The sequence below is a fragment of the Serratia marcescens genome (genome assembly GCF_001902635.1).
Classification (GTDB): domain Bacteria; phylum Pseudomonadota; class Gammaproteobacteria; order Enterobacterales; family Enterobacteriaceae; genus Serratia; species Serratia marcescens_F.
The window spans coordinates 105,876-129,799 of record NZ_MJAO01000013.1; the positions used below are offsets into that span (position 1 = coordinate 105,876).

Sequence of the window (23,924 nt, forward strand, 5' to 3'; positions counted from 1 at the left end):
ATAATGAGTCTGATTCACAGTAAACGACAGGATTACTCCTTTTTCAAGGCGGGGGTGGCGGCATGATAATGGTGCGACGCCAACTGACTGAATGTGAGTGAAATAAAGATGAACCTGTCGTTGCTGGCGGCGTATTTCGCCGCCATTTTCTTGCTGATCGCCACGCCGGGGCCGGTGGTGGTGATGGTGGCCAACACCGCAGCGCGCTTTGGCGCCCGGCGTGCGCTGTTGACCGCGCTGGGCAGCAACTGGGCCTCCTTGTTGCTGATCGGCATCGCCGCGTTGATCATCACCGGGCTGTTCGCCGTGGATATGCGCATGTTGCAGTGGATCAGCCTGTTGGGCTGCCTGTTTATCGCCCGCATGGCGATCGTCTCGCTATATGAGGATTTATCTTCCTATACATCGACCTTGAGCGCACCGCGCCCGGCGCCGCCGCAAAATCGCTCGGCGATCGTGAACGGCTTTCTGGTGGGGATCGCCAACCCCAAAGACATCATCTTCTTCGTCGCTTTTTTCCCGCAGTTTATCGCCGTCACTCCCTCGGTCGGCGCCAGCCTGACGCTGCTGACCGTGCTGTGGGTGTTGGCGGATTTTGCCATCTTGCTGGTTTATATCACCCTGCTGTCGGGAACGGCGCTGCAGCGTGCGCGGCGGGCGATTTCGATCCTGTCGGCGTTGCTGCTGTTGGTGGTGGCGGTGGTGGGGACGGGGTATTCATTGTGGGCGCTGTTTGGTTGAGCGCTGCATAAAAAACGCCGGTCGGGGAACCGGAGCGGCGTTTTACCGTGGCGATTAGGCTGCGTTGTTCGGCTGCGGCGTGGGGTCGCCGTTGCGGTGTTTGCCGAGGAACAGCGCTACCAGCGTCAGCCAACACAGGCCGCTGATGAGGTTGAACAGGTTGAACAGCCCGCTGCCGCCCCAGACGTAGGCGACCTTGGCCAGTTCGATGCCGACGGTGAACACCATCATGCTCAGCATGCCCATGGTGGCGGAGACGGTGCCTTTACTGACGTTGCTGGAGAACAGCGTCAGGCGATACAGCCCGGCGTTGGCCAGGCCGATGCCGAAGGCGTACAGGCTCAGGCCGGCGGTCATCCACAGGTAGGCGTGGCTGGAGAACTGGGTCGCCAGCGCGGCGATCAGCAGCCCCAACAGCATTGGGCCTGCGCCCAGCTTGATCAAACGCTCCACGCTATTTTTGCCGGTCAGGCGCGCCAGCGTCAGGTTGCCGAGGATCAGCGCGCCGAACACCGGGATCTGCAGCAGGCCGTAATCCAGCGTCGACAGCGACTCGCCGCTGATCAGGATCACCGGCGACTGGGCGATCCAGGCCAGCAGCGGCAGGCTGGCGAAGCCGATCGCCAACGCGCCGCACAGGAAGCGGCGGTTGCCCAGCACCTGGCGGTAGTCGCGCCACAGGTTGGCGGCGGAAAACGCCTCGCCCTGCAGCGTGGCGGTTTCCGGCATGGCTTTCCACAGGCCGTAAAACGCGATGGCCGCCAGCGCGGCGAACAGCACGAACATGCTCTGCCACGGCGCGACGTGGATCAGCGCTGCGCCGGCCAGCGGCCCGAGCAGCGGGGCGATCAGCGCCACGTTGGCCATCAGCGCGGTGATTTTGATGCACACCGATTCTTCGAACGACTCCTGAATGGTGGCGTAACCCACCGCGCCGATAAAGCACAGGCCGATGCCCTGCAGGAAGCGCATGGCGATGAACTGCTCAATGTTGGTGACCAGCAGGATCGCCAGGCAGGCGACGATAAAGAACGCCACCCCGGCCAGCATCACCGGGCGGCGGCCGCGGCGATCCGACAGCGGCCCGAGCAGCCACTGCAGGAAGATGCCGCCGGCCAGATAGGCGGTCATCGAGGTGGGCACCCACTCTTCGCCGGCGTTGAAATCCGCCACGACGGCCAGCATGCCTGGCTGGATCATATCGTTGCCGATATAAGTGGCGAATTCGAACAGCACCAGACAAAGAGGGAATAAAAGCGCCTGTCGGCCCAAACGTGCCGCAGGTGGTAATGTCGTTTTCATATTATTGTACTGATAGTAAAAGAGAAAAAGGAACTGCCAGGGCGGGAAGCGCAAACTGAGCGAGTTGTGGCGGCTATTTTGCCGCCAATTGTTCACCTTCGCAATCATAAGGTGTTGTTTCAGCACATTCTGATATTTCGCTTTTGGGTTGTCGCCGAACGCCGTGCCCGATAACCTCTTCTTAACATATCAATATGACACAAGATCGGGCGAGCGTTTGAGCGAGAAAATCGGCTGGATAGACAACCTGCGAGCGATGGCGTGCATGATGGTGGTGATGATCCACGCCACCACCTATTACGTCACCAACGGCGCGGCGATAGGGCTGCACAACTGGGATATTGCCAACGTGCTGAACTCGCTGTCGCGCGTGTCGGTACCGCTGTTCTTTATGATTTCCGGCTACCTGTTCTTCGGCGAAAAGAGCGCCGGCCGGCGGCATTTCACCCGCATCACCTGCTGCATTCTGTTCTACAGCGCCATCGCGCTGATCTATATCGCGGCCCTCACCAAGATCGGTTTTTGGCCGTCGCTGCGCGGCATCCTGCAAAAGCCGGTGTTCTACCACCTGTGGTTTTTCTACGCCATTGCGGTGATTTACCTGCTGTCGCCGCTGATTTGCGTCAAGCCGGTGTCGCGCCGCTACCTGGCCGCCGTGCTGGTGGTGTTGGCAGCGATCGCCAACCCGAATACCGACAAGCTGACCTTCGGCAACGTGCACCTGCTGCCGGTTAACCTGTATATCTACGGTGATACCTTCTACTACCTGCTGTATGCGCTGGCTGGCCGGGCGATTGGCATGATGGAGGCGCGCGGGCGTGCCGTGGGCTGGTTGGCGGCGTTGGGATTTGTGCTGTGCGTGGCGCTGATCGCACGCGGCACCAAACACCAGCTGTTTATCAACGGCAACTTCGCCGATACCTATTACCTCTACAGCGGCCCGCTGGTATTTATGGCGGCGGTGGCGCTGCTGGTGTGGGTGAAACACTGTCTGCCGCAGCCGATCGGCTGGCTGAGCGTGTTCTCCCGCCATTCGCTGGCGATCTACGGTTTTCACGCCCTTATCGTCAACGTGATGCGCAGCCGGCACCTGGATTTCACCGGCCACCCGCTGCTGGATATCTTCTGGGTGTTCGGCGTGGCGCTGGGGCTCAGCCTGCTGTTGTCTGTCGGCCTGCAGCGGTTGGATACCCGCCGGCTGGTGTCATAGCGGCGAGCGCTGGCGCTGCTGGGCGCGGCGCAGCTGCCGCCCGGAAGAAAAGCCGGCCGCCAGCGCGGCCTTTTCCAACCCATATCCTTGCTGCAGGCGCTGTTGCGCCACCGCCAACCGCAGCTGCTCATGATATTCCCGCACGCTGATGCCGACGTGGCTGCGAAACAGCCGCGCCAGGTGGCGGCTGCTGACGTGCGCTTTTTCCGCCACCTGCGGCACCGACCAGTCGGCCTCCGGCTCGGCGGCCATCACGTCCTGCGCGCGGTGCACCGCCGGGTGCAGGTGGTTGCGGTAGCGCAGCCAGGGCGACAGCTGCGGATCGTCCCCGGCGCGGCGGAAATAGACCACCATGTCGCGGGCGACGTCGCGCGCCCGGCCGGAGCCGCAGTGGCGGTGGACCAGGTGCAGCGCCAAATCGATGCCGGTGGTGATGCCCGCGCTGGTGTAGACGCCGCGGTCTTCGACGAAGATGCGGTTCTCTTTCACCTGCGCTGCCGGCGCCTGCAAGCGGATGCGTTCGATGACGTCGTGGTGGGTGGTGCACTGATAGCCGTCGAGCAGCCCGGCCTGCGCCGCCAGTAGCGCGCCGGAACAGATGCACACCAGGGTGATGCGCTGCCGCTGCAGATCCGGCCGTAGCGTCGCCAGCCAGCGGCGCGCTTGCTCGGCCTCTTCCCCGGCGAAGTAGCGCTGCGAATCGCCGACGCCCGGCAGCACCAGGATGGCGCCGTCTTCCAGGCGATCGGGCAGCGGCTGCAGGCCGCTCAACGTCATACCGATGGAGCAGACGACCTGCGGCACCGGGCTGAGGTAACGCAGGCTGAACGGCCCGGCGAGGCGCAGGGTTTCCGCCGGGCCGCTGACGTCCAGCGACAGCACGTTGGGCAGCAGCAGAAAATAGACGGCCTGCGACATGATTACTCCTGTGCGAGTTGCGCCAGCGCCTCATCCACGCTGGCGATGCGGGCGAAACGATCGGCCAGTACGGTTTCAGTATGCCGCTTCAGCTGCGCGGGGGTAAAGACTTCGCCGTCGGGATGGCGCATCGGGAAGGTTAACGTCGCCTCGGTGACGAAGGTCACCTGATAACCGAGATCGGACGCCACTCGGGTGGTGGTTTCGCAACACTGTTCGGTGCGGATGCCGGAGATGATCAGGTGGTTGATATCCCGTTCGCGCAGCCAGGCGTCGAGGCCGGATTCGGTCAGCGCATTGTGCACGTGCTTATGCACGGTGATATCCGCCTGGTGGGTGAGGAACGGCAGGCGCTGCACGTGGCCCGAAGCCAGCGAGAACGGCCCCTGCGGCGAAACGTGCAGCACGTCGACCAGCGCCGCGCCGCGTTGTTGGCAGCCCGCGATCAGGCGGGTCAGCGCCTGTTGAAACGCCGGCAGATCGTCCTCCTGCCAGAATGGACGGTGCTGGAATGATTGTTGGACATCGATGATCAATAACGCGCTCTGTGACATTTTCGGCCCTCCGCCAGTGTGTGTAGCGACCATCTTGCGCCGCACCTTACTCTGGCAGAAGGCCAAAAACGGCCATCATGATGACAGCAGCGGACCGGCGTCAGGCTTTGCTCACCTGACCGGCCACCAGACGGCCCTGATGGAAGGTGGCGCTGCGCGCCGGCAGGCGGGCGACCGCTTCGGCGGAACAGCTGGCGTTGACCAGCACGAACTCGGCGGCGTCGCCGGCTTTTGGCCAGGCGCGCTGGCCTTTATCGTCCAGCGGCAGCACGCCGCCGGTGGAGATGGCCATGGCGCGCGACAGGTGATACTCGTCGGAGCCGCGGTACAGCTGGGCGTACAGGTTGGCCTTTTCCAGAATGTCGCCGGTGCCGAACGGCGACCAGTGGTCGATCACGCTGTCGGTGCCGGTCATCACGAACACCCCTTTCTCGCTGAGCTGCGGCAGCGGCATCATCAGGCCGCCGATCGGCACCGTGGAGGCGATGGTGATCTGCTGCGCCGCCAGCCGGGTGGCGGTTTCCGCCAGTTCACCCGGCGTCAGCGTGGTCAGGGCGAAGGCATGGCTGATGGTGACCTTGCCGCGCAGCGCCGGGTTTTTCTCCACGGTGGCGATCATGTAGTTGATGGCGGCGACCCCGGCCGGGCTGGTCTCATGCAGGTGGATATCTACGCCCTTGCCGGTATCGAGGGCGATCTGGAACATGGCGTCCAGCGATTTTTCCATCGCGCCGTCGACGTTGGTCGGATCCAGCCCACCGACGTACTGCACGCCCATCTGCATCGCTTCGCGCATCAGCGCATCGACCTTGGAGTGCAGCAGGCCATGCTGCGGGAAGGCGACGATTTCACAGCTGAAATCCGCCCGGTGGTTTTCCAGCGCACGCTGCAGATGTTCCAGGCTTTTCAGGCCGCTGACCGGATCGATATTGCAGTGGCTGCGCGCCACGGTGCTGCCTTTGGATTGCAGCAGGGCGATCAGGTTTTCCGCCCGCTGCTGCGAGGTGGGCAGCAGTTTCGGGATCAGCGTCTGCTCCAGCGCGATCATGTCCATGATGGTTTTGCCCTGGCGCGGGCGCGGCGCCTGCCACGGGCCGCTGTAGAAGGTTTTATCCAGGTGGATGTGCATGTCGCGGAACGCCGGCAGCAGCAGCTGGCCCTGCGCTTTATAGCGGGGTAAGCCGGCGGGCAGGGTGGCGTTGGCGGCGTGAATGGCGGCGATCTTGCCGTCTTTGATCTCCAGTGTGTACAGCGCGGTGCGGGTGCCGATCACCGTTTCGCCGTCGTATTCAAAGCCGTCTTCCAGCCGCACCTCGCTCAGGCAGTAGTGGCGATCGGTCAGGGTCATCGGCGTTGGCGCGCACGGCTCGCCGCCCGGTGACGCGGCCTGCGCCATGCCGCCCGTCAGGCCGATCACCGCGCAGGCAGTGGTGAGTTTGCCGGTTTGGCTGAGGAAGGCTCTGCGGCCCGGTTGTTGAGGGTTTTCCACGTTCGGTTCCTTAATCCAGAGGTGAGGGGTGAAAACATCCCCCAATTTAGGAGAGGAACCGGCCGGTTGGCAGCGACATTTGCCACTGGTGACTATTCGATTTGGTAATGATCGGCGTCCGCCGGCGGAATGGTGTTCTTGGCTTGCTCTTTCGTAGCCTTAATGGCTACATTTGTAGTCATTAAGGCTACATTGAGGTCAGCGTGATGCACGATCCGATGCTCGAACTGCTGTTCAGCGAATACCGTAGAAAAGTGCTAAGCCTGCTGTTTATTGAAGCCGGGCAGGCGTTTCATGTGCGAGAAATTGCGCGGCGCACCGCAACTCAGGCCGGGACTTTACACAAAGAGTTGAGCAGGCTGGCTGAAGGCGGCATCTTGCTCAGGCAGCGGCAGGGCAACCAAATTTGCTATCAGGCTAACGCTGATTGCCTGATCTTTCCCGAGCTGGCGGCGATTTTCCGCAAGGCTTGCGGGCCGGTTGCGCGCTTACGGCAGGTACTGACTGGATTTGGGGAAGACATCGAACGGGCTTTCATCTTTGGTTCCGTCGCCAGTGGCAAAGCGACGGCGGCCAGTGATATCGATGTTCTGATCGTCGGGAAACTGTCTTTTGCGGATGTGATTCAGGCGGTTTATCCGCTGCAGGAAACGCTGGGTCGGGAAATTAACCCCAAACTGTACTCGCCGGAAGAGTGGCGAGCGGCTTTAGCCGAGAACTCTGCGTTTATTCAGGACATTATGGATAAACCCCAACTCTGGATTGTGGGAGACAAGGATGACGCTGGACAATCTGGTCGGGCTGGGACTGGAGGTGATAACGCCTGACGCGGGGGCGATTAAAAAATTGCTGGCCGCCGCCGCTCGCAACCGACGCGATGCGGGTATCACTCAGCTCAGCAATGAGAGCCGTTTTGACACGGCATATAAGGCGGTCATGCAAATGGCTAATGCCGCTTTACAAGCCAAGGGATACCGCACACTGACCAGTAAACCCGGCCATCACCAGATCATGATCCAATCGTTGCCGCGAGAGGCAATGATCTGCCTGGATGCATTGCGAAAGCAGCGCAACGTGGCGGATTACTCCGGCGACTTGGTGACGGACGCGGCGGTACAGGCTTGCCTTGAGCAGACAGAGGCGCTGTGGGGGCGGCTGATCGACTGGCTGCAGCGCGAATATCCGCAGATAGTGGCGTAAGCGGCCTCACTTCAACCCGCAAAACACCGCCAGCCGTTGGGCCAGCGCCTGCGTGGCGGCGGGAACGCCATCGCGGTAATAGAGCGCCAGTTCGAAGCTGTCTATCGGCGGCAATCCTTCGGCCTCGCCCAGCACCCGATGCGCCGGCAAACGGCAGCCGGCCGGCAGCAGGGTGACGCCCAGCCCGGCGGCGGAGGCGGCGGTTAGCGCCGCCAGGCTGGCGCTGCTGTAGCCGATGCGCCAGCGTTTGCCGAGGTTGTCCAGCGCCTGGCACAGCTCGTCGCGGTACAGGCCGTTGAGCGGGAACACCGCCAGCGGCACCGGCGATTGCTCGATGGCCGGGAAGGCCAGGCTGTCCAGCCACAGCAGCGGTTCCGGCCGCGCGGCGCGCGGCGGTTGCCGGCGGCGCTGCTTCACCAGGATCAGATCCAGCTCTTCACGCGCGTAGGCGCTGTGCAGATCGGCGCTCAGGCCGCTGGCGACGTCCAGCCGCAGGTGCGGGTGCTCGCGGCTGAAGTCGGCCAGCAGTTCGGTGGTGGGCACGGCGAAATCCTCCGGCATGCCGATCCGCAGCACGCCGTCGCGCCAGATGCCGGTCAGCGCGTCGTGGGCTTCTTCATTCAGCGCGATGATGCGGCGTGCGTAGCTCAACAGTTTCACGCCTTCTTCGGTCAGCAGTACCTGATGCGAGGAGCGCTCAAACAGCGGCTTGCCCAGCATCTCTTCCAGCCGGCGCACCTGCTGGCTGACGGTGGACTGCGACAAAAATACCCGCTCTGCGGCGCGGGTGAAGCTGTTGCTGTCGCATACGGCGACGAAGCTGAGCAGCAGCTGCGGATTGAACATCGGGTAGCGATTCATTTTCCCACTGTTGGCTATTTTATTATTTAATTTCCCAATACTAGCGGTGTTGCCTACAGTAACGCAACGCTGCGGCGATCGCGCTGTGACACCGCCCCCTTCATTGTGCAGTACCAGGAATATACCGTGTTAAATCATTCTGTTAATTCATCCTCCTCGCGCCGCTGGTTCAACCCCTTGCTGCTGGCGCTGGTGTTGATCGGCCTGAACATGCGGCCGCTGTTGACCTCGATTGGCCCGTTGCTGCCGACGCTGCGCCAGGCCACCGGGCTGAGCTTTGGCGGCGCGGCGCTGCTGACCACGCTGCCGGTGCTGATGATGGGCCTGATGGCGTTGGCGGGCGGCGCCATCAACCGGCTGTTCAGCGAACGCAGCGCCGTGGCGTTGAGCCTGCTGGCGATCGGGCTGGGCGCCCTCTGGCGCGAGCTGGCCCCCGGCAGCGTGCAGCTGCTGATGAGCGCGGTGCTGGGCGGGCTCGGCATCGGGGTGATCCAGGCGGTGATGCCCGGCATCATCAAGCATCATTTCCTCAAAAGCATGGCGCTGGTGGCCGGGCTGTGGTCGGCGGCGCTGATGGGCGGCGGCGGGCTGGGCGCGGCGATCACCCCGTGGTTGATGAGTGCGGGGCACGACTGGCACAGCGCGCTGGCCTGGTGGGCATTGCCGGCGCTGGTGGCGCTGCTGGCCTGGTGGCCGGTCAGCCGCGGGCTGTCGCGCCTGGGTGCGGCGGGCGAAAACCGTGGGCCAAGCCTGCTGCGCAACCGGCGCGCCTGGCTGCTCGGCGCCTATTTCGGCCTGATCAACGGCGGCTATACCAGCCTGATTGCGTGGCTGCCACCGTATTACATGCAGCTCGGTTGGCAGCCGCAGGCCAGCGGTTCGCTGCTGGCACTGATGACCTTCGGCCAGGTCGTGGGCGCGCTGCTGCTGCCGGCGCTGGCGCGCAGTCATGACCGGCGGCCGCTGCTGCTGCTGGCGCTGATGATGCAACTGATCGGCTTTATCGGCCTGATTTACCTGCCGCAGACGCTGCCGTGGCTGTGGGTGCTGCTCTCCGGGCTAGGGCTGGGCGGCGCGTTCCCGCTGTGCCTGGTGCTGGCGCTCGATCACCTGCACCAGCCGGCGGCGGCCGGGCGACTGGTGGCCTTTATGCAGGGCGTCGGCTTCCTGCTGGCGGGCGTGACGCCCTATCTTTCCGGCCTGCTGCGCGACTACAGCGGCGGCTTCGTGCTGGACTGGCAGATCCACGCGCTGCTGGTGGTGGTGCTGATCGCCATCACCTGGCGCTTCCATCCGCACAGCTACCGGCGGGCGTTCGCTGAATAATATTTCTGTCATTGCCGCTCCCTATAGTGACGTTGCTTTTACTTCTGGGCGATAACAACGAAAAGGGACAATGACATGCACAACACCAAAACCCGGCTGGCGCTGCTGGTCGGCTGCATGGCGCTGAGCGCCAACCTGTGGGCCGAAGCGCAGCCGGTACCGGCGACGCTGGCCGGGCATGCGCTGCTGCCGGTGAAATCCGCCGTTTCCACGCCGAAGGATGCGCCGAGCGATCTGCAGCAGAGCGGTAAGTACACCAGCGGCAAACGCGTCACCGAGCTGGGCAGCGTGGCGGGCAAATCCGCCGATCGCCTGACCGGCCTCGGCCTGCCGATCAACGGCCAGCCGCTGCAGGGCCACTCCGGCATCAAACACATGCCCGACGGCACCTACTGGGTGCTGACCGACAACGGCTTCGGCAGCAAAGCCAATTCGCCGGACGCCATGCTGTACCTCAATCACTACAAGATCGATTTCAAAGACGGCACGGTCGCGCCGCTGAAGACGGTGTTCCTGCACGATCCGGATAAAAAAGTGCCGTTCCACATCATCAACGAGAGCACCGATAAGCGTTATCTGACCGGCAGCGATTTCGATCCGGAAAGCTTCCAGTTTGCCGACGATGCCCTGTGGATCGGCGAAGAATTCGGGCCTTACCTGATCAAGGCCGACCTGAACGGCAAGGTGCTGGCGGTGTTCGACACCCAGGTGGACGGCAAGGTGGTGAAATCGCCGGACAACCCGACGCTGACCCTGCCGGGTGCACCGGACGGCAAACAGAACTTCCAGGTGGCGCGTTCCAAGGGCTTTGAAGGCATGGCCGCCTCGCCGGACGGCAGCAAGCTGTACCCGCTGCTGGAAGGGGCGCTGTGGGACGGCGAGCAGTTCGAGAACGTCGGCGGAAAACGCTACCTGCGGGTGCTGGAGTTCGACGTGAAACAGCAGGCCTGGACCGGCCGCAGCTGGCAGTACGTGCTGGAAGACAACCAGAACGCCATCGGCGACTTCAACATGATCGACGCCACCCACGGGCTGGTGATCGAGCGCGACAACGGCGAAGGCACGCCGGATAAAGCCTGCGCCGCCGGTGCGCCGACCGACAACTGCTTCAGCCAGGTAGCCAAGTTTAAGCGGGTATATAAAATCGCCTTCTCGGATGCCAACGTCGGCAAACCGGTCGAGAAACTGGGCTATATCGACCTGATGAACATTCAGGATCCGAACAAGCTGGCGCGCAAGCCGCTGAACGACGGCGTGCTGACCTTCCCGTTCTTCACCATCGAGAACGTGGACGTGGTGGACGCCAACCACATCATCGTCGGCAACGACAACAACTTCCCGTTCTCTTCCAGCCGCCAGCCCAATATGGCGGATGACAACGAGTTCATCCTGCTGGACGTGAAGGATTTCCTGAAGTAGCGCTCCCCGGCCGCCGAATCGCCGGCGGCCGCCATTTCCCGCTTAGCGCAGCGAACAAACTGCGCTATAATCAGCGCCTTGCTTCTCCCTTCTCCAAGGAAGATCCTCGTCCCCGGTGGGGCGGCCGGACTTCAAATCCGGTTGGGGCCGCCAGCGGTCCTGGGCAGGTTCGACTCCTGTGATCTTCCGCCATTCGAGTTCTTCTGAAGTCTCCTAAAATCAATAAATCCCCTGCTAACACTAGATAAATAGACCGTTATCATCTACGAGTGTCAACCGACGTCAACCGACGTCAACTGGAATCAATACGATTATGGGGGCATAATGGGGGGCATGGAATGGATGCTAGTCTGGAGATGCCCCCAATGAAGCTAACAGCACGACAAGTAGACACAGCCAAGCCAAAAGAGAAGCCTTACAAGCTCTCAGATGGCGGTGGTCTGTATCTGGAAGTTGCCCCCAATGGCTCTCGCTATTGGCGTATGAAATACCGTATCAACGGTAAAGAAAAACGTCTTTCCTTTGGTGTTTACCCTATTGTTTCGCTGGCGGTTGCACGAGACGAGAGAGAAAAAGCAAAGAGGATACTCGCTGCCGGTGGTGATCCTGGGGAAGTAAAGAAAGCAGGGAAGTTGGCTCAGAAGCTCTCTATAGAGAATACCTTCGAAGCGATTGCCAGAGAGTGGCATAAATCCAAGGCCGACCGTTGGTCACTGCGCTACCGTGATGAAATCATTGATACCTTCGAGAAGGATATTTTCCCCTTTATCGGGAAGCGGCCTATAGCAGAAATCAAGCCGATGGAGCTACTGGAAACGCTGAAGCGTATGGAAAAGCGTGGTGCGTTGGAGAAGATGCGCAAAGTACGCCAGCGCTGTGGTGAGGTGTTCCGTTATGCCATTATCACCGGACGGGCCGAGTATAACCCTGCACCCGATCTGGCCTCAGCCCTAACTCCGCCGAAGAAACAACATTTCCCTTTCCTGACGGCTCAGGAGTTGCCTTATTTTCTCAACGACTTAGCGGGCTATACCGGCAGCGTCATCACCAAAACGGCTACCCGCATTATCATGCTGACGGGCGTCAGAACCCAGGAACTGAGGTTTGCGCGCTGGCAGGATATCGATCTCGATAAAGGCATGTGGAACATACCGCCAGAAGTGATGAAAATGAAGCGACCACACGTCGTCCCTCTATCAACGCAAGTTGTCGACCTATTCGATTCTCTTAGACCTATTACGGGTGCTTATCCCTTGGTATTCATTGGGAGAAACGATCACCGTAAGCCAATCAGCAAAGAAAGCGTGAATCAGGTTATCGAGCTGCTGGGTTACAAGGGGCGGCTGACAGGGCACGGTTTCCGCCACACGATGAGCACCATCTTGCATGAGCAGGGTTATAACTCGGCCTGGATTGAGACGCAGCTTGCCCACGTGGATAAGAACAGTATCCGTGGCACGTACAACCACGCTAAGTACCTGGATGGGAGACGAGAGATGCTGCAGTGGTATGCCGACTATATGGACAACTTAGAGCGCGGTGGGAATGTGGTGCATGGGGAGTTTGGGTGCCGTGCTTAGCTTAGCGTGGGTTTTTCTTAATTAGATCAACAGTGCTAGAGCGAAAGCTCTGGCACTGTTAGTTTCAGCAGCCACTTGTTTTTTTTCGGTGAGATAATGGAAGGTTTGTGCTGGGTTGGTGACCGTAATCACCGCCGGAACCGATGATCGCGAACGCCGTCAAAAAAGTAATGCGTGTGATGGGCTATGATACCTAGGTTGAAATTGCGGACGTATTGTCAGCGCCAAGGTTTTTGACCATATTTCAGAACGATAGCTTGTAGTTCGTTGATTGAGCCGGGATTGTGGTCGAAGGATGCGGTAGAGCAGCAGATGAGTCACCAGGAGCGTAACTCCAAGCTAATGCTGCAGGGGGGCTGATTTTCTTGATGCAACCGAGGTAACGCCTTGGAACTACTCGATAATATTTTCTTCGAGTAGAATGAGTGCATCATCCTCTGCGGATATTGTAGTTTTTAAGGAATAACAATGGCTGTTAATCAGGCGAAGATTTTTGAACATCTCGAACAACTTGTAGAAAACTCTGAGAAAAATGAATTTATCTATGGCTTTTTGACCGCTTTTGAGTTCCCTAAAGCTACCTTAAGCCTGATTCGGCAAGGCGGAGCGAGAAATGTTGCGAAAGAGCCTGGACACGTCGCGTTAAAAAATAAGCTCTATTACCAACCGGTGGTTGATAGTGATGATATCGAATCTGCTTTTGAGCAACGTATTATCGATACGACCATAGAGAAAAATAAGATCCGCTTCGTTCTGACGACAAATTTTGTTCGCTTTTTAGCCTGGGACACACTGACGCAGGATCGCCTCGACATTGAGTTTGAAGAATTACCGCGCAATTACGGTTTTTTCTTACCGCTGGTCGGGCTGGAGAAGGCTATTCTTAACAGCGAAAACCCTGCTGATGTGAAAGCTGCTGAGAAAATGGGAAAGTTGTTTGACCTTATCAAAGCGCGTAATGATCTAAGCAAAGCAGAAGATATTCATGCACTTAATGCCTTCCTTACTCGTTTGTTGTTTTGCTTCTTTGCTGAAGACACTGGAATCTTTGAAAAAGGCCAATTCACATCCGCAGTAAAAAGCTACACCGCCGAAGATGGCAGTGATTTAGATCAGTTTCTGACAGACCTGTTTGCCGTGATGAACAGCAAACCGAATAGTAAATTACGCCAGTCACTTCCCATTCATTTGACCGTCTTCCCCTATGTTAATGGTGGCTTATTCGCCAGTGATGAGCCTGTTCCAGAGTTGGGGTTAAAGGGGCGCCGTATCTTACTTGAATGCAGTGCAATGGACTGGAGCGCGATTAATCCCGATATTTTCGGCAGCATGTTCCAGGCGGTGATTGATGTTAAGCAGCGTAGTCGTTTAGGCCAACATTACACCTCCTACAGTAACATTATGAAGGTCATAAAACCTCTGTTCCTTGAACCACTGCGTTCAGAACTGGAAAAGCAACGCACAAATACTAATGGTCTTAAGCGATTGCTTCTCCGTCTGGGGGAAATAAAGGTTTTTGACCCCGCGTGTGGCTCAGGGAATTTCTTGATTGTTGCCTATAAAGAGCTGCGTCTACTGGAAATTGATGTTATCCAGGCTCTTTTGCAATGTGACCCGCAATCCATCTTTATGAGCGGTCTCCATCTTGACCAATTCTACGGCATCGAGATCGATGATTTTGCCTGTGAGATAGCGCGCCTGTCTCTCTGGCTTGCGGAGCATCAGTTAAATAAACAGTGGGAAGAACATATCGGATCTGCTCCACCAGCGTTACCGTTGCGTTCATCAGGTAAAATTTGGAGTGGTAATAGCCTTCAAACAGACTGGCAGACCGTGTGTCCAAAAGGCGTTGATGATGAAGTTTATGTGATTGGTAACCCGCCGTTTTTAGGTACGTTAGGCCGTTCTGATGAACAGCGTGCTGATATGCAGGCTGTATTTAGCGGTTTCAAATCATTAGGATATTTGGATTTTGTTGCCTGTTGGTTCTGGAAGGGAGCACAGTATATCCAGAACAGTCGTGCTGAACTGGCGCTTGTGGCTACCAATTCTCTCTGCCAGGGTGAACAGGTTGCAACACTCTGGCCTTCCATATTCGGGCTAGGACTGAGTATTCATATTGCATATCCCACTTTTACATGGGCGAACAATGCTCGTGATAAAGCAGCAGTACATGTGGTCATTGTTGGTGTTTCCGGACGAAGCAAAATTCGTCAACTTTACCAACAAATTGACGGACAGTGGCACAGTAAGCAGGTGAGCAATATCAGTCCTTACCTGGTTGAAGGCAGTAATATTGCTGTGGTAGCAAAAACCAAACCAATGGTGAGTGGTGTGCCTCCTTTGTTATTTGGTAATAAACCTACCGATGGTGGTCACTTGCTGATGAGTCGGGCTGAACGTGATGCCTTACTCACACTGGAGCCCCAAACTGTCCGCTGGATAAAAAAAGTGCTGGGGGCGGATGAGTTCCTTAATGGTAAGGAACGTTGGTGTCTGTGGCTTCTAGATGCTACAGAGAACGATATTCAACTCATGCCTGAAGTCCAGAGGCGTATTGAAAAAATTCGGGCATTGCGGATCAAGGCTGGACATTCAGCAGCCCTCAAAATGGCAAAGAAACCACATATTTTTATGCAGGTTAGCCAACCTGAATCCGGTGATTATATCCTGATACCTAGCGTTTCATCCGAGCGACGAACCTATGTGCCTATAGGCTTTTATGATGCGAGTGTAATTTCAACCAATCTGAATTACATTCTCCCGAATGGCACCTTATATGAATTTGCTATTCTAACCTCATTAATGCACAACGACTGGATGCGATTAGTCGCAGGACGTTTGAAAAGCGATTATCGTTATTCGGCAAAAGTGGTTTACAACACCTTCCCGTGGCCTAAGACGAACGATGCGCAGCGTAAATCTATTATTGCGCAGGCAAAGACTGTGCTATTGATGCGTGAGAATTATCCAGAAAACACGTTGGCGGAGTTATATGATCCACTTAAGATGCCTGCGGATCTTTTGGAAGCCCATCAGACGCTGGATCAGGCCGTTGATCGTCTTTACCGTGAAAAGCCATTTAAGGACGCCACTGAGCGTTTGAGCTTCCTGTTAGAACGCTACGAAGCTCTGACTAAGGCATAAGGTTTCGCTCTGCCAGCCAGGGCTTACAGAGGATTGCATTGTGGAAAATATTTTACAGGTTACGTACGGGCAGACCGGGAAAAGTGCGAGTCTTAATGAGCTTGGTATGCGGGAAATGCAGGCTCGAGCATTTGAGCAGCGCAACAGCCCTTATCTACTTATCAAGGCTCCACCAGCGTCTGGTAAATCAAGAGCATTAATGTTCCTTGCTCTGGATAAACTCGTCAATCAGGGGCTACGAAAATCTATTGTTGCGGTCCCTGAAATGTCTATCGGAGGTTCGTTTAAAAATACTGAACTTACGAAGCACGGTTTCTTTGCTGACTGGAAGGTAAAACCTGAAAATAATCTGTGCATTGGCGGCGGAGAGGCTGGGAAGGTTGAAGCCTTTAAACGATTTATGGCGAGTCCTGACGACCTTCTGGTTTGTACTCATGCCACCCTGCGTTTTGCTTTCGATAAGCTGAATGTTGAATCGTTTAATGACTGCCTGGTTGCAATTGATGAGTTCCATCACGTCTCTGCGGATGAAAACAACCGTTTGGGTAATCTGATTGATGCTCTGATGAAAGGTTCTAATGCACATATTGTTGCAATGACTGGTTCTTACTTCCGAGGGGATGCCGTACCCATTCTGCAACCCGAAGATGAAGCTCAGTTCACGAAAGTGACCTATACCTACTACGAACAGCTCAATGGGTACCAGTATTTAAAATCTTTAGGCATTGGCTACCATTTTTATCAGGGTCCTTACATCAAGGCACTACCCTCGGTGCTTGATGTTAGCAAGAAAACCATCATCCATATTCCCAATGTTAATTCCGGCGAATCAACAAAAGATAAACATGCCGAGGTTGATGCCATCTTGGATGCATTGGGTGAGGTGCAACAGCAAGAGCCAGATACCGGTATCTATCGTGTAAAACGCAAAGGTGATGGAAAACTGTTGCGCGTGGCGAACCTCGTAGATGATAACCCAGCGGAAAGGCCGAAGGTTCAGGCGTATCTGCGTAACATCCAGTCTGCTGAGGATATGGATATCATCATTGCATTAGGTATGGCGAAAGAGGGATTTGACTGGCCTTTCTGTGAACATGTGCTGACGATTGGTTATCGCAGTTCTATGACTGAAATCGTGCAGATTATTGGGCGTGCTACACGAGATTGCGAAGGTAAGACCCACGCGCAGTTTACCAACCTTATAGCTCAACCAGATGCGCAAGATGATGACGTTAAAGTGTCGGTAAACAACATGCTTAAGGCCATCACCACCTCTTTACTAATGGAGCAAATCATGGCTCCAAACATTCAATTTAAACCGCGCTCTCAATGGGCTGGTGAGCCGCTGCCTGCCAATACGGTTCTGGTTGATGATCATGCATTACCGGTATCAGACAAGGTGCTGACAATCCTTAACGGCGGAAAAAACGAGATCCTGGCAGCCTTAATGGCGAATGAGCAGGTGGTTAAAGAGGCTATCACTGAATCAACACCGCCTGAAGTGATCACTCAGGTAGTGTTACCATCGGTGATACAAACTCTGCACCCTGACTTGACTGAGTACGAACTAGAACAAGTGCGCAGTGGTCTTTTGCAGAGTCTTTTTGTGAGGCAATGTGGTGGTCTTATTGATGAAGCCGATTTACCGCCGGATGCCATTATCGATAACCACCCAAGCCAGCGTACCGGCAATTCGAATGACTCATTAAACGTTAGCCATCAATTTTTAAAAATGGGTGATAAATTCATCAATATTGAAAATCTGAATATTGACTTGATTGATGTGGTGAATCCTTTTCATGGTGCTTACGAGATTTTGTCAAAATCAGTCACCGCGACGATGCTAAAAACGATTCAGGAAGCAGTCAGAGCAAATCAGGCGCAGGTATCTGAGGAAGAAGCAGTGATGCTCTGGCCCAGAATTAAAGCGTTTGCCAGTGAACATCAGCGGGAGCCATCACTAAATGCCAGCGATGCGATAGAGGTTCGTTATGCTGAAGCATTGGCCTACATCAGAAAAATGAAACAGCAGCGCGCTGTGCGACAGGAGCCGTAACTTATGCTCAGGCTTTCTCCTGTTCAACCTCGTCAAAAGGTGACCATTGACGATATTTTTTCTGAAGCTGATGATCTAGGTTTACTGGTGGTTGAGCCACTGAAAATGTACTCACCTACTGGTAATCTGTCTGTCAGTCGATTAGAAGAAATTAATGCCTTTTATGTGGTTCACGGCCATCCTCCTCTAACCGATTCGGAGGAGTTTAAAGAAACGCTGCTTGCTCAACGTTTGAGAGCACTCAGGGATAACAAACAATGCCATGAGGTATTGCAGCCGTTTGATATCCACGGCTTGCTTGCGAGTGAAAACACCGAGAATATCCATGAATCATCAGTCCCCCCTGTCGTGGTTGATAAATCAGAGCTGGTCACCTCGCTGGACGATATCTTTACAGATGACGATGATGGGCTACTCTCATTTTCGGCACCCGATATTTTCACCTTAAAACATATCCCTATTGAAAAGAAAGCTCAGCCGGACGAGATTGCAAAACGGCAACCTTGCCCCGATTTCAATCGCTTTGCCCCGCTGTTTGACACCGTCCAAAATGGCCTAAAAACGGGAGCGTTTTCATTTGTACGTTTCCGCCATGAGTTAAAAATTCATGAAGGTGATTTTTTCATTCTCAACGGAGTGATGGGCTATGTAGATAAAGTCGGTGAGCGGTTAGACGAGTACGGTCCCTGGAATGCCAGATTGCATCTAGTATTCGAAAACGGGACTGAGTTGAATATGCTTTTTCTCTCACTCACACATGGTCTTGTTCGTGATACAGAAGGCCGTAAAATTGTGCTGAATGGACATGTGATTCGACCTGATGAGACACCTGTTCCTACGGGATTTGTCTATGTTCTTGCAACACATAGCAATCAACCCGCTCTTCAACGTTACAAATCTGATTTGTATAAAATTGGCTTTACCGAAGGAACGGTCGAAGAACGCATTAAGCACGCGGAGAAGGATAAAACCTTTCTTGAAGCACCGGTGCGGATTGTCATGACCACACAATGCTTCAATATCAACACCCAAAAACTTGAAGCGCTTATTCATGGTTTTTTAGGCAAGCAACGGCTCAACCTCACACTGCGAGGCTTAGATGGTCAGGTTTATCATCCACGAGAATGGTTCCATGCACCTTTAGCGACTGTGCTCTCGGTGATTAAATACATTCTTGACGGTACTATATCGCAATACCGGATGGATAATACTACTGGGAAAATTGTAGCTAAGAGAGATGCGAATCATCAATAAGGAGGTTGGTGAGCAATTCCACTGCAGTCACTAGAAACCCCAGCAACAGAGCGAAGCCAAAGTTTGGCTTGTCCGTGCTGCGATGCTATTTTCTAGGAAGGAAAATTAAGGGAGGTAAGTATGTTTGAGTCGATTGAGCCACTGGACGTATACAATAAGAATATCAATATACTGATTGGCTCAGGCGCTTCAGCAGACTTGTTCCCGACGCTTGCTCTCGCCCTTAAAGACGCTCAGGGGAGCAGGGAAACGATTGAGACACTCGCCACGAAGTTTGAAAGCTGCCCTGAGAAGCGAACCGCCTTGTTCATGCACTACTACAACACGTGCATTTTTCCAGTCCAGACCTTCAATCCAAGTTCAATCACCTCAGATGATGGAAACGAAAATCTCAAGAATTATGATGTTTTCTTGACAACTCTTTTAGGACTTCTAGACAGAAGGAAAGATCTCAACCGCAAGATCAATATTTTTACCACTAACTATGATGGATGCCTGACCCATGTAGCTGACAGTATTCTCATGAAGGGCTCACATGATTTTGTGGTGAATGATGGCACTTCAGGTTTTCACAGGAAGCATTTGCATTCCAAGAACTTCAGTACGTTCCAATGTCAAACCGGAATATTTGAACGTAGCAACTACGGTATCCCACAGCTTAACATCATTCACCTTCATGGTTCTGTCTACTGGTCCAAAAGCGGTGAGAAGATTGAAGTCAATTACCGCAATGATTTCAATAATATTTTGACAAAACAGACAATTGAAAATCTGAATAGATATTCTGTGTTTCTTGGTACCAAAGATAACCAGACCGAAGACATCCCCGACTTGTCCTTCAACAAAGAGCAGATGGACACCTTCTGGGATGAGTACAACAAGCTCCCTATCGTGAACCCCACTAAGTGGAAGTTTTACGAGACTGTCTTTGAAGAGCATTACTACCAGATGCTCAGACTATTAAGCTATGAGCTTGAGAAGCCAAACTCCATACTCATCACATTCGGTTTTTCATTTGCAGATGAGCACATTCTCAGGCTTATCCAACGCTCCCTCTCCAATCCGCAACTTCATACCTTCATTTGTTGCTACAGCGACGACAGCGCGAACAGTATGCGCGAAGAATTCAAGCTATGGAAAAACGTCCAAGTCATTGGACCGCCGGAAGACATGAAGATGGACTTCACCAATTTCAACAGGTATGTATTCTCTCTCAAGCCAGAGAAGTACGAACCATCGGTCCCGGCTGCAGACGAGGATACGCTATGAATATCGTAGTTGGTGAAGTCATCGCAGTCAGTGGGGTACGCATCTCTCTTCGTATTTTTGAAGACTCCAGCCATGAGACCATCTTCTACGGAGGCGTTAAGTATCGGGGAATTTCACTCAGGGAACACGTCACCATTCAGCGAGGCTTCATAGATATTGTCTGCCTTGTTGAAGGCGAGTTTCTGGACGAGAAAAGGCTTGAGGCTGAAGCTGAGAAAATCCATTACATCCGAAAGGTGGATGTTCGACCCATCGGCTACATCGTGGATGACAAGTTTTTTGAAGGCGTGAAATACATGCCGATGATTAGGGATAAGGCATCCCTTCTCAGCGAGCTAATGGTGGGGAGAATCTATGGGTCCGAGGGAAAAACTGATTTCTCTATTGGGTCTATGCTCAAAGAGAATGTGCCCATCAACTTACCATGGACACGGTTATTCAATAGCCATCTAGGTATCTTTGGCAATACCGGAAGCGGTAAGTCTAATACGCTAGCGAAACTCTATACGACCCTCTTTAACAAGAGGCTCCCAGCACTCAAGAGCAAGAGTCTGTTTGTTATCATTGATTTCAATGGCGAATATACCGAAGACCAGATTCTGTTGGCCAAGGACAAGCGGATAACTGTGCTGGACTCTAAAAAAGCCAAGCACAAATTCAAGATTGAAGCCGTTCACTTTTGGGATGTAGAAACACTGAGTCTACTGTTCCAAGCTACTACCAATACACAGCAGCCGTTTTTGCGCCGCGTCCTGTCTGGCAAGGATAAATTTAAAGATGTGCAGCTAAAAAGGTATGTGGAAAAGGTTTTTGAGAAGGTCTTTAGTACTGGTGAGGCTAAATCAGATGCGTTGGACCTGAGTCGTGAAATTGCGCGGATGATTGACTGCGAGTCGTTGCAGAATCATCTTAAGGGAATAATTTATTACAATAAAGATAAGTATTTCAAGCATAGCAACGGCACTTACTACAACTCAAATGGCAATGGTTTTGACTTAAACATTAAGCCCATCATTAATGAGAATGTTAATTTAGATAGCATCGATCCGTTCGACGAACTTATCTTGAGGTGTTACCTTCAACTTTGTTCAGATATCGTGTTCGGCTATGCCCAATATGAACATATTCAGCCAGTGCTTGCCAGGGCTAAATCATCTACCTCGGCTCTTCGCAATGTCCTTGAAATTGTTGATGTGCCACCACCACCGCATCTCTTGCATGTCATCTCTTTGAAGAAATGCAAGAATGAGATCAAGAAGATCTTGCCATTGCTTATCGCCAAAAATTTCTACACGAATCACAAAGACGCAGAGAACCTGAAGAGTCCGCCGAGTAGAACCCTTCACCTTATCATTGATGAAGCCCACAACATCTTGTCAGATCAGTCCACTCGTGAGCATGAAATATGGAAAGACTACCGACTTGAACTCTTTGAAGAAATTATCAAGGAAGGGCGCAAGTATGGCGTCTACCTCACTCTCTCCAGTCAACGGCCAGCTGACATTTCACCCACTATTGTTTCCCAAATTCACAACTTCTTCATACACCGGTTGGTGAACGATCGTGACCTCATGCTACTGGACAACACCATCAGTACCTTGGACTCCAGTTCCAAGGCTCTCATCCCGACTCTAGCCAAAGGCTGTTGCGTAGTAACAGGAACGGCATTTGATCTGCCAATGATCCTGAAAATTGACCCACTGCTGAAGCAGCATCGGCCCAGCAGTGATGATGTAAACCTTGAAGAGCTTTGGGCAATGCCTCCCGTTTAGGGCAGAGTTTTTATGCTGTCGCTCCGTTACTTATTAGACGTCAATTACTTTTGCCATCCGGTGTAAGTACACCCGTTTTAGTTTCACGCACTTTTTGAGATTTCCGGGTTTTCAGTTATCAGCCGGTATTCTTCCGGTGTCAGGTTATTCAGGGATTCATGAGGGCGCTCGCTGTTATATTCAGCCAGCCAGCGCTCTGTAATTTCCCGTGCTTCATTCAGTGTTCTGAACAGATAAAAATCCAGTATTTCTGTCCTGTACGTACGGTTGAACCGTTCGATAAAGGCATTCTGCGTGGGCTTGCCGGGCCTGATAAATTCCTGCATCACACCATGTTCTTCTGCCCATTGTGCCAGCGTCAGCGAGATCAGCTCCGGACCGTTATCCATCCGCATTTTCAGCGGATAACGGTGCGTCCGGCTTCGACGGACTTCAGAACGGCGATGATCTGGTGTTCGGTGAATCGGGTTTTGCGCATGGCGATCTCCTCCGGGGACATAATCAGTATGCCGGAAGATCTCTAAATGTGAATGGTCCGTTTTGCAGGGATACTTACACGGCGTCCACTCAGTACCTTCTGATTTAATTCGCCATTAGCGTAACCATTCTGGTTTTTCTAACTACCAGTCTCTCTTCTGCCGGACTGCCGCGGATCTCCGATTCGATAGCGTACAGCGACCCGATGCGATTGCCCACGTTAGGTACATTGCCGTTGTGTTGATTCGCCGCAACCTGGACTCCGCTGGCGATATGGGCGTCACAGATATTGGCCTGGTATTCCGTTTTTCTCCGTCACACCAGTTAATGCAGCGAACGTAGCCGCCCTCGGCTAAAATCATGGACTAGCACAGATATGCCCGAAATAACGAAGGAGAGGAAGTGAAGTAACCCGAAGACGGTATAAAAACTGTATTCCCGTTACCGACACGGAGGAGGCTTCAGTGAATAATGGGCATACGCAGATGCTAACCAGAGGAAATAACGATGATTATTGATGTTAATGATGCCCCGATGATTGCACTGGAACTCCTGAAAGCAAAACTCCATGAATGGCGGGATTCGCCCAGCCCGGTATGGCCTACAACCTGGCCGGTTTTTGAATATCTCATCGATCGCCATGATGAAATGGCTCCGATTTATAGAGAAATATCCTCTCTCAGTATCACCGGGCAACGCCTGTGGCTTCTTCTGGAACAGTTTGTTCATACGGGTAGCTTCGGGACAGAGGAACGCTACGCTGAGCTGCGAGCTAATCACCAGGAACTGACGAAGCTGAATGAAGATATTAGCATAATGAGTATTCGGTTGGCGGAAATGTTAGAGAGACGTTCAGCATTGCTGAATCATAGTGACCATTTCTATTGTGAGCGGATGCACAGCCTAACGGATTTCATTGATGACGCTGGAGAGGGAAATGGTTATTACCAGCTTTACCTCAAACCAGAATTACAACCACTTAAGCGTTACGATCTCAAATACTGGCCTGGTATTGCTGATATTCTTCGCTCCTTGGGGATGGATGATGTGAATGTTACGTGCGCTGATGAAGCGACAGAGGCAATTATTAAAGCTCGCAGGCCCTCTCTGACGGATTTCTTCAGGGAATTGTTTAATCGTATTGATGAGTATAAGACAGGCCATTGGTACTCGCTACCACAGACTTTTAAACTCTCAGATGCCGCGCTGGCGACCATTTGCAATATCACGCGCGATCTGCCCCCGGATGAGGTTATTGATGCCGCTTACGTGAAGCGGACCCGTCATCGGCTGAAGGAACAGGGGTTCAGCGCGGTATGGTAAATTGCATCTATTACTTCCCCCGCTTT

Annotated in this window: 18 protein-coding genes, 1 tRNA gene and 2 pseudogenes; 15 read left to right on the forward strand and 6 right to left on the reverse strand. The window is 54.1% G+C overall.

The genetic code is table 11. From position 1 onward, the window contains the following. Positions 1-108 precede the first annotated feature (108 nt). A complete protein-coding gene (locus BHU62_RS14590; RefSeq protein ID WP_073532640.1) occupies positions 109-741 on the forward strand; it encodes a LysE family translocator in 633 nt (210 codons plus the stop codon). Positions 742-795: 54 nt separating this feature from the next. On the opposite strand, the gene BHU62_RS14595 is transcribed toward BHU62_RS14590, so the two are convergent. Continuing rightward, complete coding sequence (locus BHU62_RS14595; protein ID WP_073532681.1) at positions 796-2,043, reverse strand: MFS transporter; 1,248 nt, start codon at positions 2,041-2,043, stop codon at positions 796-798. Between the two features lie 217 nt (positions 2,044-2,260). On the opposite strand from BHU62_RS14595, the gene BHU62_RS14600 reads away from it, so the two are divergent. After that, entirely contained in the window at positions 2,261-3,253 is a 993-nt protein-coding gene (locus BHU62_RS14600) for an acyltransferase (RefSeq protein WP_073532641.1), read from the forward strand. Here BHU62_RS14600 and BHU62_RS14605 read toward each other — a convergent pair. The 3 genes from BHU62_RS14605 to BHU62_RS14615 all read right to left on the reverse strand — a co-directional run bounded on the left by BHU62_RS14605 (position 3,248) and on the right by BHU62_RS14615 (position 6,214). Next, positions 3,248-4,171 (reverse strand): GlxA family transcriptional regulator, encoded by a 924-nt coding sequence (locus tag BHU62_RS14605; protein WP_073532642.1) that lies wholly within the window; start codon positions 4,169-4,171, stop codon positions 3,248-3,250. The genes BHU62_RS14600 and BHU62_RS14605 overlap by 6 nt on opposite strands. A 2-nt stretch (positions 4,172-4,173) precedes the next feature. Further along, positions 4,174-4,725 (reverse strand): isochorismatase family protein, encoded by a 552-nt coding sequence (locus tag BHU62_RS14610; protein ID WP_073532643.1) that lies wholly within the window; start codon positions 4,723-4,725, stop codon positions 4,174-4,176. A 100-nt stretch (positions 4,726-4,825) separates the two neighbouring features. Next, positions 4,826-6,214: an amidohydrolase family protein gene (locus BHU62_RS14615; RefSeq protein WP_073532644.1), complete on the reverse strand. Its 1,389-nt coding sequence runs from the start codon at positions 6,212-6,214 to the stop codon at positions 4,826-4,828. A gap of 206 nt (positions 6,215-6,420) precedes the next feature. Here BHU62_RS14615 and BHU62_RS14620 point away from each other — a divergent pair, with 206 nt between their 5' ends. Both BHU62_RS14620 and BHU62_RS14625 read left to right on the forward strand, forming a co-directional pair. Next, the gene (locus tag BHU62_RS14620; RefSeq protein WP_073532645.1) at positions 6,421-7,041 is read left to right on the forward strand and encodes a nucleotidyltransferase domain-containing protein; all 621 of its coding nucleotides are present in this window, start codon (positions 6,421-6,423) and stop codon (positions 7,039-7,041) included. Then, complete coding sequence (locus BHU62_RS14625) at positions 6,992-7,414, forward strand: DNA-binding protein (protein ID WP_073532646.1); 423 nt, start codon at positions 6,992-6,994, stop codon at positions 7,412-7,414. Before BHU62_RS14620 ends, BHU62_RS14625 begins: the two co-directional genes overlap by 50 nt. Before the next feature lie 6 nt (positions 7,415-7,420). On the opposite strand, the gene BHU62_RS14630 is transcribed toward BHU62_RS14625, so the two are convergent. Beyond that, complete coding sequence (locus BHU62_RS14630; RefSeq protein WP_073532647.1) at positions 7,421-8,275, reverse strand: LysR family transcriptional regulator; 855 nt, start codon at positions 8,273-8,275, stop codon at positions 7,421-7,423. A gap of 126 nt (positions 8,276-8,401) precedes the next feature. On the opposite strand from BHU62_RS14630, the gene BHU62_RS14635 reads away from it, so the two are divergent. The 10 genes and pseudogenes from BHU62_RS14635 to BHU62_RS14670 all read left to right on the forward strand — a co-directional run bounded on the left by BHU62_RS14635 (position 8,402) and on the right by BHU62_RS14670 (position 22,098). Next, on the forward strand, positions 8,402-9,601 hold the full coding sequence (locus tag BHU62_RS14635; protein WP_073532648.1) for a cyanate transporter: 1,200 nt from the start codon (positions 8,402-8,404) through the stop codon (positions 9,599-9,601). A gap of 75 nt (positions 9,602-9,676) precedes the next feature. Next, entirely contained in the window at positions 9,677-11,020 is a 1,344-nt protein-coding gene (locus tag BHU62_RS14640; protein WP_073532649.1) for an esterase-like activity of phytase family protein, read from the forward strand. A gap of 97 nt (positions 11,021-11,117) precedes the next feature. Further along, positions 11,118-11,212: transfer RNA gene (locus tag BHU62_RS25260), tRNA-Sec, on the forward strand. Positions 11,213-11,385: 173 nt separating this feature from the next. After that, complete coding sequence (locus BHU62_RS14645; RefSeq protein WP_073532650.1) at positions 11,386-12,600, forward strand: tyrosine-type recombinase/integrase; 1,215 nt, start codon at positions 11,386-11,388, stop codon at positions 12,598-12,600. A gap of 105 nt (positions 12,601-12,705) precedes the next feature. Next, a pseudogene (locus tag BHU62_RS25610) lies at positions 12,706-12,936 on the forward strand (hypothetical protein); the annotation flags it as partial. A gap of 132 nt (positions 12,937-13,068) precedes the next feature. Then, a complete protein-coding gene (locus tag BHU62_RS14650; RefSeq protein WP_073532651.1) occupies positions 13,069-15,747 on the forward strand; it encodes a DNA methyltransferase in 2,679 nt (892 codons plus the stop codon). A gap of 40 nt (positions 15,748-15,787) precedes the next feature. After that, on the forward strand, positions 15,788-17,803 hold the full coding sequence (locus tag BHU62_RS14655; protein WP_073532652.1) for a DEAD/DEAH box helicase: 2,016 nt from the start codon (positions 15,788-15,790) through the stop codon (positions 17,801-17,803). 3 nt (positions 17,804-17,806) lie between these two features. After that, positions 17,807-19,057: a GIY-YIG nuclease family protein gene (locus BHU62_RS14660; protein WP_073532653.1), complete on the forward strand. Its 1,251-nt coding sequence runs from the start codon at positions 17,807-17,809 to the stop codon at positions 19,055-19,057. Positions 19,058-19,177: 120 nt separating this feature from the next. Next, on the forward strand, positions 19,178-20,326 hold the full coding sequence (locus BHU62_RS14665) for an SIR2 family protein (RefSeq protein ID WP_073532654.1): 1,149 nt from the start codon (positions 19,178-19,180) through the stop codon (positions 20,324-20,326). Continuing rightward, positions 20,323-22,098, forward strand: a complete 1,776-nt coding sequence (locus BHU62_RS14670; RefSeq protein WP_073532655.1) for an ATP-binding protein — start codon at positions 20,323-20,325, stop codon at positions 22,096-22,098. Before BHU62_RS14665 ends, BHU62_RS14670 begins: the two co-directional genes overlap by 4 nt. An 83-nt stretch (positions 22,099-22,181) precedes the next feature. Here BHU62_RS14670 and BHU62_RS14675 read toward each other — a convergent pair. After that, a pseudogene (locus tag BHU62_RS14675) lies at positions 22,182-22,502 on the reverse strand (integrase core domain-containing protein); the annotation flags it as partial. Positions 22,503-23,082: 580 nt separating this feature from the next. Here BHU62_RS14675 and BHU62_RS14680 point away from each other — a divergent pair. Next, entirely contained in the window at positions 23,083-23,898 is an 816-nt protein-coding gene (locus BHU62_RS14680; protein WP_073532656.1) for a hypothetical protein, read from the forward strand. Positions 23,899-23,924 lie beyond the last annotated feature (26 nt).